We start from the raw sequence: 13,075 nt of genomic DNA on the forward strand, positions 1-13,075 counted from the left end.
TGAGGTACCACAAGAAACAAATATCAGTATAAAAAATATAAAGGATATATGTACAAACTGGTTTCTCATAACACTTTTTTATTCAGATGCCTGATTGATTTTAGTTACTAAATATTCTTTTCCAACAATTTCAGAACAGGTAACAACCGCTCCAATTGTTACGCCCAAAACGCCATGCATATTAATACTTTGACCTGTAAGGTAAAGATTGTCCAGTTTGGTTTTTGACGGAATCAATGTTTTCATCGGGTTGCTGGCATCCTTTACATAACCGTACATATTGCCATTGCTGCCGCCAATATAATCGCGGTAAGAAAGCGGGGTAGAAGTATGAATAGACTGAATGCATTCTTTAATTCCCGGAAATTTTATCTCGATTTCTTTTAGAAACTTTTCGACTTTTCGGGCTTTAAATTCTTCATAACTTTCGCCACGATCACTTTCTTCGGCAGTTGTATTAAACGTATTTACCCACGGAGCAACATCATCATATTTCATATAGGTAATAAAAGTCATTCCCTCTGCCCATTCTTCCTGTTTTTTAGAAGCATTCATAGAAGCCATAAATGCTTTTGGCCAGGATTCTTCATCATATTCATGACAAGTCCAGACTTCGCTGCTTTTCTTAAAATGATAATGATTATGGTTGATGTATTTAAACGTTTCCGGTTTAAAAACAATGTATAAACTGAACGCAGAAATAACACCTTCGAGACTTTGAACACGGCTGAAAAAAGATTTTCTAAAATGTTCCTCGCCTACCATTTTCAAAGTAGTTTTGGGTTCAATGTTCGAAATAAAATAAGATGCAGAAACCCGAGTTCCGTCTTTCATTTCTACAGAAGTTACTTTGTTTTCTTCAACATTAAATTTTACAACTTCTTTGTATTTATAAAATTCCCCGCCGTATTTTTTGAGCTGTTTTAAAAGCTGTTTCGTAATCTGACTTCCACCATTAATACAGCGCCATGAACTTTGTATATATGAGTTTACCGAAAGGGCATGAACGTAAAAAGGCGATTTATCCGGAATACCGGCATACAAAAAATTAGAACCCGCCAAAACCGCTTTTAGTTTTTCGTTTTCAGTAAAAGCGTCAATGGTTTCTTTTGCATTTAACGACAGGATTTCATTGTCATATTTTCCTTCCCATTGCAAATTATAAAGAGGAAAAGATTCGCAGATCACTTTTATTTTGTCACAATATTTTTCAATATTTTCTTTTTCATCCGGAAAAAACACACCTAACTGATTGACAAAATTATCGTAACCCTGTGCGTGAGGATATTCGTTTTCATCATCATCAAAAGAGATAATATCAAAACCATTATCGTCCATTTTTTTTAAATTCAAATGATCGATAATGCCCAGATATTTAAAATATTTATACAGATTTTCTCCTTCGCTTAAACCGCCGATATAATGAATTCCGGTATCAAAAATGGTTTTATCGCGAACAAAAGTCTGCAGATTTCCGCCGTATTGATTGTTTTTTTCGAGCACGCAAACGCTGTAACCTTCTTTGGCCAGAATAATTGCCGAGACCAAACCGCCTAAACCGCTGCCTACAATTACAACATCATACTGCTCTTTCATTTAATTTTTCTTTAATACAATTATATTATTTTCTTCCAAATCAGAAGAAAAACCAAAGTTAAGCAATGTGTTTTTTAAACCTGAATTATCGATTAAAATAATAGTGGAAGTTACGGCAGCAATTTTTTCGATGTTGCTAATATTTTCATCAGAAATTAAAACAGCATCGTATTCATTTTGTAACACCAAATCAATATTTTCTAAATAAGAAATTTTTCTTTTTTTGAGGAAATAATTGGTTTTTGCAACCAATCGTTTTTCTTCGTCATTGATAAAAGAAACTACTTTTCGCTGCGGTTCCTGCAATGTAAGTAAAACATCCAACTGCCCATAATCATTTGCTAAATGTAATATTTTGGCTTTCGCCGAAAGATGTTTATTAAGACGATGATAGATTTCTAAATGACTTTCGAGATTGCTTTTCACACTTTTTATGACTTCCATTTCCTTATAATCATAACTGTGAATCAGCATTTTTTTGAAGTATGACGAACCTTCAAATTCCTGACGAATCTTGCGATATTCCTCTTTAAAAAAGGAACTTAATTGTTTCGTTCTTTCAACATAATTTTTTCCGAAAGAAAGATTATCAGGCGCAATTCTTTCTAGAATAGAAACCGTAACCTGACTGTGATGAATAACAAAATCACCTTTCGGAATCGCTTCTGAAGCACCGTGAATAACAACGGGAACTATATCCAGATTAAATTCTTCGGCAAGGAAAAAAGCACCTTTATGAAAACGCTTAATTTGATTGCTTTCTGAACGGGTTCCTTCCGGAAAAACCATTAACGAATATCCTTCGTTTACTTTTTGACGCAAATGTTCAACACCGCCTTCAATTCCTTCAGAAACCGGATAAAATCCTGCTTTTCTAACCGTTCCGCCAAAAATAGGAGAATTATAAACCCAATCGCTTACCAAAAATATAATTTTTGGACTCAGCATTCCCATTGCCAGAATATCAATAAACGAGGTATGATTGGCAATAATTATGGCTGGTTTTTCGAAAGTTTCATTGTATTTATTGATAACTTTTTTATGAAGAAAAGGATTCGAATACAAAACTGAATTCATGAATTTTGAAATGAAATAACGGAACGCCTTCATTTTCGTTTTCTCTTTCATTGGAATAATCGGCATGATTGTGATGCTGAAAAGGGACATTAAAATTCCGCCAAGACCATAATAGGTAAATGAAATTACACCATGAATAAAAGTTCGCAAAACAAAAGGAGGATTTCCTTTTTTCGAACGATTTGATATAAATAATTTAAAGAGAATCGGGTAGAAGATAAACGTGATAATCAACGCGGCAAAAACCCCAATTAAGGAAACTGATGAGATAGATCTAAGTGCTGGATGCTCTGCAAAAATCATCGCGCCAATTCCTAAAATAGTGGTGATAACGGCCAAAATTATTGACGTTCTGTAAATTGCAATTTCGTTTTTTCCGTTTGTGTATTCTTTTTGCAACGCACTTGTCATGAAAATACTAAAATCGACACCATGTCCAAAAATCAAAGTACAGACAATCATACTGAAAATATTCATCTGAATACCAAAAATGCCCATAATTCCTGCCGTAACAATTCCTGTTAGGGCAATAGGAATACAGCTCACAATAACCAATTCGATTCTGCGGAAAAAGAAAAACAAGATCAGAATTACGGCAACAAAAGAATAATTGACCAGCGAATTAAAATCGGTTTTTAAAGTACTAAAAAACGTTTCATTCATTTGCTGGCGGTCGATCGCAATAATGTTATTTTTGGCTGTAGCCGATTTTACAAAAGTATCGCGTTGGTCCGGTTTTACTTTTACTAAAGTTGAAATTGTATAAAAACCATTTTTTTCCGTCACAAATTCTTTCAGTTGCAACGCCTGAATTTTTAAATAATCGTTTGCAGAAATGGGTTTGAAATCAAAATCTAAATGCTCAAAAAAGTTCGTATATGTTGTTGGTTTGAAACCTAATTTTGAACCTTCGGCAATTAATTGAGATTTTAAAAGTTCTTTTTTATTAGCATCCCAAAATGAATTCCATTTTTCGATTTTTTGTTTTTGTGCTGCCTGCGAAAGCATAATTCCGCCAACCGAACTGAAATTTAAAATTTTATTTTGCTGTTTTTCTTTCGATAAAGATGAAAAAAGCTGGTTGTTGTTTTGCAAAACTTCTTCCATGCTGTTTCCGTACGCGGCAACATAAATGGTTTTTGAAGTTAAACTCGTACTTTCTTCCAGATCTTTTTCGGCAGCTTTAATTTCCTTCGGAACAAAATTTAATTGCGACAAATCGTTATTGAAACCAACATTATTATAAGTAAAAAAGCAAACAATGGTAATTAGAACGCAAAAACCAATCAGGAATTTATTGTTGTGAAACGAAAAATGTGCCAGTTTATCGATGACATTTTTCTTATGATCAAAATTATTTTCTTTTGGTTTGTACAAATGCGGTACAATTAAAAGAGAGAAAAATGCCGAAGCCATAACAATCACGGCGGCAAAAATTCCCAAGTCGTTCAATGCATCAGATTTTACAAATAGCAGACACAAAAACGCAACGGCAGTTGTTGAACTACTCATAATTACGGGCATCGTAATGTCTTTGTAAAGTGTTTTTACATCGCTGTTATGTTTGTAATGAGTAAGAATATGAATGGAATAATCAATCGTAATTCCTAATAAAATAGAACCAATTCCCAATGAAATCGCTGAAATAGTTTCTTTTACGAAATATAAAAACGCAACGGCAAACAAAGCGCCAAAAACCGTGGGAAGAAAAATAATAAGCGGAATGAATATCTTTCGATAAAATAAAATCAAAATCAACATCAGCGTAAACATCGCGATTGATGTCGTTAAAATAATATCGCTTTTAATTTGATTGGCGTTGGCAACGGCAATCAAAGCCGAACCAAAATAACTAATAGAAGTTTTGGTTTTATATTGCTGATTTAAATTATCCTGAATCAATTTTAATTTAGCCGCAAAAATGGTGTTTTTTTCTGTTTCACTCGACGGAAGATTTGACGTAATAAAAAGCAATAATTTCTTTTTGTCTTTGGTCATTACAAAACCATTGTCGAGTGTAAAATCGTCGCCAACATTTAATTGTTGTAATTTTTTTAAAGCAATAAAAGAAATCCCAAGCGGATCCTGAAGAATAAAATCTTTGGTGATAAATCCTGAAGGTGAAATAATAGATTTGTAATTTCCCTGAACTGTTGCCGCAATACTGTCTTTCTGTAGTTTATTCTGAATCGCCGCATAATCTTTATTATCTAAAAAAAGCGGCAGATTATTGTATACAAAATCAATAGTTTCCTGAATATTTTCTTCGTCAACTTTTCCCTGAATTCCGGTTACGTAAGGTTTGCAGGATTTGGCAACGCTGTCTGAAAATGCAGTTGCCATTTGTTTTAAATCTTCGTCGGTTCCGTTTTTTTCGAGTTTGAAAATAACGGTGATTTTATCAGCAAAATTAAGTTGTTTAAGCACTTTTGCCGTAACGTCAGCCTTATCGTTTGTTGGGATAAGTTTGGTAATATCTTCTTCAAATTTAATTTGAGAAGCAAAAAAACCGAAAGCAAAAAGCATCAAAATGGCCAGAAAAACCGACAAGGATTTTCTTCGGTTTACAAATAAATGAATGGCGTAGAAATAGTGATGCATGATTGTTATTTTTTTCCGCCACGAATTTCGCGAATTTCCACTAATTAATTCGTGCTAATTTGTGAAATTCGTGGCAACTCGACACAGATTGTAAAATCATTTTAATACTTGTAATCTGTGGCAAAAACTTTAATTATTGTTGTTTTTTCTTAGAGCTAAAAGCGGCTAAAAGTATATAACTTAAAAGCCCTGATGTTAGCGCTAAAACGGATGCTAAAGTAAGACTTCCGACGATATATTGCGTAGCATTTTTTTGAATATCGTCGAGCGTAATTGTACTATCTAAAATTAATGGAGCATCTGCAGTCACAAAAAAACTTCCCATTTTTAGTGAACCATAGATTACAAAAGGGATAAAAGGGGGAAAGCTTACATTGGATGCCATATAAGCGATGACTTTATTGAGCTTAAAAATTGTTGCAAAAAATAAAAGCAAAACGGTCTGAAACCCCCAAAATGGGGAAATTCCTATAAAAACCCCCAACGCAATTGCAGCCGATTTTTTAAAATTAGAATCACCGCTTTCTAAAATGTCTTCAAGAAAGAATTTTTTAAAGCCTTTTTTTTTTGCTCTTCTAAAAAAATCCCTGGGCTTGATGTACAACAAAGCGTTTAAAACCAAAACCGTATTTAAAATACTGATTCTGGTAAAATCCTTAAACGGACGAAAATGCGAAACCCGTTCTGCAGGATCGTATAAAATCTGGATCGGAATGTTTTTTACCACAATTCCTTTCCACGCAGATCTTACAATGACTTCAATTTCAAATTCAAATTTATTGGTATAAAATTGCTTTGGAATTAATTTTAATGGATACAATCTAAAACCAGACTGCGTATCTTCGAGTTTAATTCCAGTTTCAAATTGGAACCAAAAATTCGAAAATTTATTTCCAAAACTACTTTTCTTTGGCACATTTTCCTGCGTCATATTACGGCTTCCAATCAATAAAGAATTGGGTTCTTTTTGAATTTCGGCAATAAAATTCGGAATGTCAGAAGCAAAATGCTGTCCGTCAGAATCGATTGTGATAGCATATTCGAAATGCATTTCGATTGCTTTTCTAAAACCATTTCTTAACGCCCTTCCTTTTCCTATATTTTTTGGATGGTGAATTTGCGTGAATTGCGAATATTGTTTTAATATTTCACTGGTTTCATCGGTAGATCCGTCATTGACAATAATGATATTTTGAGTGAAATCTAAAATAGAATCCAGCACTTTTTTCAAAGTTTTCTGATTATTGTACGTTGGCACAATAACACAAAAATTGGTCGAATTAAGTAATTCCTGCTGAGATAAAGTTGACTGCATCGGGATTTTTTTCTTTATCTACTTCACAAATTGCTTCTCTTTTTCAGAGAAACTTTTCGATTGTAAAACAAAGTCTTTTAGATATTCTTTCAAGGCACCGCTTTGTTCTGCGTAATGCGTTGTAATGAATTTTTTGTCTTCTTTGATATTCTTTTTATATCCCGTAATCCCTGGCACATCTTCCTGAATACTCAAGCGAATCATTCTGATTTCGATATTGTTTGGATCGCTTTTTAAAGTTGCCTCAAGAAGTTTTGCGCCTTCTTTAAAACGCGAAATTTTACTTCCAATTAAACTTTCAAACTTAGAATCAACCAAAATTGAAGCCGCTTTGTAGGCCACTAAAATTTTCTCGTCGCTGTTTGCAATTCCGGCAAGTTTCTCTGTAAATTCTTTCGCATTAGCTTCTGATTTAGCAACATCAGGATACATTTTTCGGATAGCTGCCAAATCTGGATTTACGGCAAAATTAATCCATAAAAGTAGTGAGAATAGTAATTTCATAATTATAATTTTTTGTACACATTGCTTAATTTCAAAGCAACGGTGTCGTTAAAATAAGTCGTGTTTTTCACTTTAACCAAATCATCTTCGGTTGTAACAATGTCAAGTTCCAAGCGCAATTCCGGAGTCGCCTCAGGATTAATAAGCGCCATGAATTTTACATTCGACAGCGTTTGAATCATCAAAGTGCTTTCAGTAATTTTCTCTGTAAGTTCTTTGATAATCTGAATCATGCAAACGCCGGGCATGATAGGATTTCCAGGAAAATGGCCTTTAAAAACATCGTGTTTTTCATTGACCAAAATCGTAATTGTATATTTAGAATCGTTTATTTTTTCTTCTGAGAGAACTTTATAAAAGTCTTTTAAAACCATATTTATTTTTTATTTTACTTTAAAGGTATAACTAATACCAATCTGGAAAACCTGATTTAAAATTAAATCTTCGTAATAATAATTATCGTCATTATCATATTCAATGCCATCATAACCATAAATATCAATAAAGCCTTGCTTAAATCTTGCTTCAAATGTTAATCCGTTTGGCAAAGAATAACCCACCCCGGCGATTATAGAAAAATCAAAATCGATAGGATCAAAACCATATCTTCCAAAATTATCACTTGTTTTAAAATCTGCAGATGGACCGGCTAAAATATGAAAACCTTGCCCGCCAAAGTGAAATTTAGCCACCGCATCTAATGAAAGATAGTTTAATTCATATTTTGTTCTCGTTCCAAAGTCAGGATTTTGTTCACTATAATATCGACCTTCAGAACCTTGTCGCGAATACGTTAATTCAGGTTGAAGTGTGAAATATCTATTGAATTTTATAGCGACTAAACCGCCGGCATAAAAATCAGATTTTAAACCATTGTCATCAATATTTGTTAATCTTGAAAGATTTAAACCTCCTCGCAAACCCGGACTAACCGTTACCTGAGCTTGAGACGTTACAATTCCGATAAATAAAATAAAAGCAAGTGTAGTTATTTTTCTCATTTTTAATTTGGTTTAAATTTCTACTCTGATTTAAAATAATTTAATTCAATTTTCAATTTGATATTCTGATGGATAATCTCAATTTTTTCGGCAAAAATATCGTTTTCCGAATTAAAAAGAAGCGTTATTTTTTCTTTTGTTTTCGACGAATTAATGACTTTCTCTAATTTACGATCTTTTTTTGATATAAAAAGATAATTATCTCGTTTTCCGTAAGCAGATTTGTAAATATCGTCTGACTCGTTTTCAAATTGCTCCTGAATTTGATATTCTTTCTTTAAAAGCAGTCGAAAATCATCTCTTAAAGTATTGACTAAAATTTTGCGGTCTAACTCTGATACAATTGAGTTGACTTTAAAAGTTTTTTCAGAAATTTCAAAATCCAGCAATTTGTTACCAAACTCTGTGGTAAACACAACGCGATGTGTGGTGTCGTTTATTTTCTTGGCAATGAAAATTCCGGATAAGTCGTGACCATAAACCGTAATATTTGTTTTATAAACATAATCGGTTTTAGAATCTTTAAAATAGGGAACCTCGTAAGATGTTTTATCTAATTTTTTGGGAGTATAATTTTTTGTGACTGAGCCACAAGAAATCAAGATAATTGCCAGAAAGCAATTAATTAGTAAAAACTGAATCGTCGATTTTTGCATTGATCACTTTATTTTTAAGTACAATTCTGGTATAATCTTCAGATGATTCCAGTAGTTTTACTTGTTCTACCGTAGCCTCTTCTTTGTCAAAAGTTAGTTCAATTTGTTTGATGTATTTTTTTAAAGTAGCATCTTTGGGTACAAATTTCGCAATGTTTTGTCCTTTCAATTTAAAATATGAAATGGTAAATTCTTTGTCGTCAAACATGTTTCCGCTAACGCTTCCGATAATTAATTTATTGATGCGGCTAAAAATTTTGCTATTGCCAATATCGACTGCACTTTTTTTGCCTTCGTCATTAATAAGGATTTTACCGTTTTTGAAAACGACACTATAATTGTAGGGTTTTTTATATTGCCATTGAAGCAGATTTGGTTCCTTAAAAATCATTTTTCCTGATGTTTCAATGTCCTTAGATAAAAAATCCAAATGTTTGTACTGAACAAAATCAGTGCTTAAAGTTTTGATTTTTTTAGAAACAATATTTACATCTTCCTTAAAAGAGGCAATTTCTGCAGCCGTCATTTTTTGTTCCTGAGCAAACAAATTGCCTGAAATAAACAGAATAAGTAGAGCTATTTTAGTTTTCATATTTTGTAAAAATTGTGCTTAAAAATATTTTGCCACAAATTAAAATCCATTTGGTATAATTATTTTAACACATAGAAACATAGAATCATTGAACTTAAAAAAGGCGTTTCACTTGCATCAACAAATCCCGATGCTTCGGGACTATGTGTGAGAAACTAGCTTCTTTTTTGATTACTTTTTTCAAAAGCATAAAATCTATGTTTCTATGTGTTTAATTAATTTTTATGCATTACAACCGTCAGCTTGAATTAAAATCCGTTTCATCCGCGTTCCATATTATAAGCTTTAAGATTCAAAAGTTCTTCCGTCGAAATCACTTTATAATTGTTTTGCTGTAAAAATTGCAAAAACTGTTCCAATACTAAAACAGAGTGTGACGCCGTATCATGCAAAAGTACAATTCCGCCGGGAGAAACACGTTTTATTATGCGATTGAAAATTAAATTTTGATTTTTTGTTCCCCCGTCGAGCGAACGAATATTCCAGCCAATAACTGTATGTCCGGTTTTTTTAAGAGCTCTTCGAATCGAAGGTGTTGTAACTCCGTAAGGCGGACGAAAGAAATTTATTTTTTTTGAAGTATATTTTTCTAAAAGCGCATCCGTTTTTTCAATTTCTTCCCTGATTGTTGCAGCATTATAAAAATCAAAAAAAGGTGAATGATTGTACGAATGATTTCCAACTAAATGTCCTTCGGTAATAATTTGTTTTAGAATTTCAGGATGGGCTTCAATGTTTTTTCCGATGCAGAAAAATGTCGCTTTTACATTGTATTTTTTTAGAAGTTCTAAAATTTCCAAAGTAAAAACACTCGGACCATCATCAAAAGTGATGGCAATTTTTTTTTCTGTTTCAGATGGATTATTGCAGTATGCTTTTACATGATAATCAGAAGATATTCGGGCAGAACCAACAGCATTAATTCCTAACCAAATCAAAATAATTAGAACAAACCACCAAATATTTATTGCTGTATAAAAATTCAAAAGAAACAATAAAAGCAATAAAAGGGCAAAAAATAGTGATATGTTTTTGTGCGTTATCATTTTGAGATTAACGTAAAACTATGATTTTTTCCGTTTAACTGATTGTACAGTAAAATGGTTTTGTAAGCTAGTTTTTCAACCGAATTTACTTTTATAATTTCCGGAATTTCCTGAGTTTTCAATACTTTCGCCGCCATCCATAAAGCAAAAGCCGAAGCCGTATCGTATTCGCCGCTTAAATGTTTGTAATACAATTGAGGTGTATTTGCAAAAGAGTTTTCGCCAAGATTCCTGTAATAATTTTCAAAATCAACATTTCCGTCAAAACCTAAAACCAAAGCGTCAATATCTGAAATTTCCAGGTTATTTGCTTTTAGAAAAGATAACGTTTCCGCTTCAACTTCGTTTTCTTCCAAAGTATTTAGAATCGTAACATCCAAAATTTCTGCATAAGTAGTTTTTTTTCTTTCATTTTCTAAAACAAAAAAACTGGCGCCTTCTCCATAAACCGCTCCGCTTGTATCAGAATCTAAAAGATTGTAAGGCTGTTGATTATCTGGTTTTATTCTTCCTGACAATTTAAAAAGCGCCGTAGTATAATCACCATTTTCGTCAACTCCGCCAACCAAAACCGATTGCGCTTCGTCTTCTTCAATTTGCATTTTAGCATCAATAAGAGCAGATTCAAAAGAAACAGCTCCGTTTACATACGTAAAATTATACCCTTTACATTGCTGTAAAAGTGCAATTTGCGCACCAACAGTATTGTGTGTAGATTGAATAAATGATGTCGGCGTTAAAAACTCTTCGTTATTATCTAAGATGTTTTTCAGGAATTTTTCAGAATCTTCGATACATCCTAAACCTGTTCCGGTAATAATGGCGTCTACGTTTTCAATATTTGCATCTTTCATGGCTATTGCCGAAGCTACAATTCCGTTTTTTACTCCTTTTGCCATTCTTCTGGCTGCAGCTGGAGAAATAAAATCTTTGTAAATTGGCGGAACGATTTTAAGCACGTTCTCGTCATGATTGTGTACCGCTTCTTCTAAAAAAACAGTATCAAATGTTTTTTGAGTCGAAATACAGCCGATTCCATTTATATATGTTTTTTTTAATTGCATTTTGAAAATATAAGAGTAGAACAATTTCCTCCAAAACCAAATGAGTTGGATAAAACATGTTCGATATTTTTATTTTTTAAAGAAGTCTGTGGTTTCAAATCAAATTCTTCCATTGGAGTTTCAAAATTCAAATTTGGGTAAACCACACTATTTTGAATTGCCAATACACTATAAACAGCTTCAATTGCTGCTGCTGCTGCAAGGGTATGTCCGGTAAAAGGTTTTGTCGAGCTAAAATCAGGAACTTTTTCATCCTCATAAATTCTTTTTATAGCTCTTCCTTCAGATAAATCATTATTTGGAGTTGCGGTTCCGTGCACGTTGATGTAATCAATTTGTGACGGTTTTAAACCCGAAACTTCAAAAGCTTTTTTCATTGCTAAATAAGCTCCATCTCCATTTTCTGAAGAAGCAGTTTGGTGAAAAGCATCGTTTGCATTTCCGTAACCGGAAACACGGGCCAATACTTTTTTATTTTGTTTAGCAACAACTTCATCAGATTCTAAAACTAAATAAGCTGCGGCTTCACCAAGATTTAATCCTTTACGGTTATTGTCAAAAGGTTTGTTATAATCGTCAGATAAAATCATTAAGGTCTTAAATCCGTTTATGGTAAATTTCGCCAAACCATCGGTTCCGCCCACGATAACGCGATCCAGTTTTCCGGTTTTGATTAAACGAGCACCCAGCATAATTGCATTTGCTGCAGAGGAGCAAGCGGTACTTATTGTAGTAACAATTCCTTTTAATCCTAATTCTTCAGCAATCTTATCAGCGACATCTCCGCCATCATGACAAGTAATGTATTTCACAAGTTCAGGATGTGTGAAATAATCGTAATAATGTTTTTCGGTCATATCCATTCCGCCTACACTTGTAGCCGAAATAAGTCCGGTTCTGAATTCATTTATAGATGTAATTCCTGCATTTTCAACAGCTTGTTTGGCAGCAATAGTACCAATCATAGCCGTTCTCGAAAAATTATTATCTTCGGTAAGTTTCAATTCGTTGACCAATTCGTCATTGGTTTTTTTAATTTCACCTACTTTAATAATATTGGCGTGAACAGTCGAAATATTTTCGATACGGGTAACGCCAATTTTATTTTCAATTAACGAAATATAATTTTCTTCGACTGAATTTCCAATCGAAGAGATAATTCCCATTCCTGTTATAGCAACACCTTTATTCATTTTAGATTTCTGATTTTAGATTGTAGATTATTCAATCTTTGTCAAAGTTTTAAACTTTGACAAAGATTCCTGAATTTTAAATTTAGACTATTGTTTAGGTTTGCAAAAAAATGAAACCCATTAGATTTTGAATATTTCGCTTTAAGAAATCTAAAGTCTAAAATCTACAATACTATTTAGTTCTGTTAGCGCTAATATAAGCAGCCATACTTTCTATAGATTGAAAAATGGTTTTTCCTTCTTTTGGGTCAACCAATTTGATACCATAATCTTTATCTAAAATCACGATCAATTCAAGCGCATCAATCGAGTCTAAACCTAAACCGTCTCCAAACAAAGGATCGTTATCAGCAATATCTTCAATTGCAATATCTTCAAGGTTAAGAGTAGTAATGATTTTGTTTTTTAATTCTTCTTTTAATGCTTCCAT

Annotated in this window: 12 protein-coding genes; all 12 read right to left on the minus strand. The window is 32.9% G+C overall.

The features are described 5' to 3' along the window. Nucleotides 1–78: 78 nt before the first annotated feature. Entirely contained in the window at nucleotides 79–1,596 is a 1,518-nt protein-coding gene (locus BUE22_RS07850) for a phytoene desaturase family protein (RefSeq protein WP_073394483.1), read from the minus strand. Continuing rightward, the gene (locus BUE22_RS07855; RefSeq protein ID WP_073394484.1) at nucleotides 1,597–5,274 is read right to left on the minus strand and encodes a 1-acyl-sn-glycerol-3-phosphate acyltransferase; all 3,678 of its coding nucleotides are present in this window, start codon (nucleotides 5,272–5,274) and stop codon (nucleotides 1,597–1,599) included. Between the two features lie 133 nt (nucleotides 5,275–5,407). Next, nucleotides 5,408–6,589 (minus strand): DUF2062 domain-containing protein, encoded by a 1,182-nt coding sequence (locus BUE22_RS07860; protein ID WP_073394485.1) that lies wholly within the window; start codon nucleotides 6,587–6,589, stop codon nucleotides 5,408–5,410. An 18-nt stretch (nucleotides 6,590–6,607) separates the two neighbouring features. Beyond that, nucleotides 6,608–7,093, minus strand: coding sequence for a hypothetical protein (locus BUE22_RS07865; RefSeq protein WP_073394486.1), 486 nt, complete (start codon nucleotides 7,091–7,093; stop codon nucleotides 6,608–6,610). Between the two features lie 2 nt (nucleotides 7,094–7,095). Then, complete coding sequence (locus BUE22_RS07870; RefSeq protein WP_073394487.1) at nucleotides 7,096–7,467, minus strand: ApeI family dehydratase; 372 nt, start codon at nucleotides 7,465–7,467, stop codon at nucleotides 7,096–7,098. 9 nt (nucleotides 7,468–7,476) lie between these two features. Continuing rightward, on the minus strand, nucleotides 7,477–8,094 hold the full coding sequence (locus BUE22_RS07875; protein WP_073394488.1) for a porin family protein: 618 nt from the start codon (nucleotides 8,092–8,094) through the stop codon (nucleotides 7,477–7,479). Between the two features lie 20 nt (nucleotides 8,095–8,114). After that, nucleotides 8,115–8,750: a flexirubin biosynthesis protein LolB2 gene (locus BUE22_RS07880; protein ID WP_073394489.1), complete on the minus strand. Its 636-nt coding sequence runs from the start codon at nucleotides 8,748–8,750 to the stop codon at nucleotides 8,115–8,117. Further along, entirely contained in the window at nucleotides 8,716–9,342 is a 627-nt protein-coding gene (locus BUE22_RS07885) for a flexirubin biosynthesis/transport protein LolA2 (RefSeq protein WP_073394490.1), read from the minus strand. The genes BUE22_RS07880 and BUE22_RS07885 overlap by 35 nt, the downstream gene beginning before the upstream one ends. Nucleotides 9,343–9,602: 260 nt before the next feature. Next, the gene (locus BUE22_RS07890) at nucleotides 9,603–10,388 is read right to left on the minus strand and encodes a polysaccharide deacetylase family protein (RefSeq protein WP_073394491.1); all 786 of its coding nucleotides are present in this window, start codon (nucleotides 10,386–10,388) and stop codon (nucleotides 9,603–9,605) included. Further along, nucleotides 10,385–11,452: a beta-ketoacyl synthase N-terminal-like domain-containing protein gene (locus tag BUE22_RS07895; RefSeq protein ID WP_073394492.1), complete on the minus strand. Its 1,068-nt coding sequence runs from the start codon at nucleotides 11,450–11,452 to the stop codon at nucleotides 10,385–10,387. The genes BUE22_RS07890 and BUE22_RS07895 overlap by 4 nt, the downstream gene beginning before the upstream one ends. Continuing rightward, nucleotides 11,443–12,645 (minus strand): beta-ketoacyl-[acyl-carrier-protein] synthase family protein, encoded by a 1,203-nt coding sequence (locus tag BUE22_RS07900; protein ID WP_073394493.1) that lies wholly within the window; start codon nucleotides 12,643–12,645, stop codon nucleotides 11,443–11,445. Before BUE22_RS07900 ends, BUE22_RS07895 begins: the two co-directional genes overlap by 10 nt. Nucleotides 12,646–12,817: 172 nt before the next feature. Continuing rightward, entirely contained in the window at nucleotides 12,818–13,075 is a 258-nt protein-coding gene (locus BUE22_RS07905; RefSeq protein WP_042564839.1) for a phosphopantetheine-binding protein, read from the minus strand.

It is taken from the genome of Flavobacterium pectinovorum (genome assembly GCF_900142715.1).
GTDB lineage: Bacteria > Bacteroidota > Bacteroidia > Flavobacteriales > Flavobacteriaceae > Flavobacterium > Flavobacterium pectinovorum.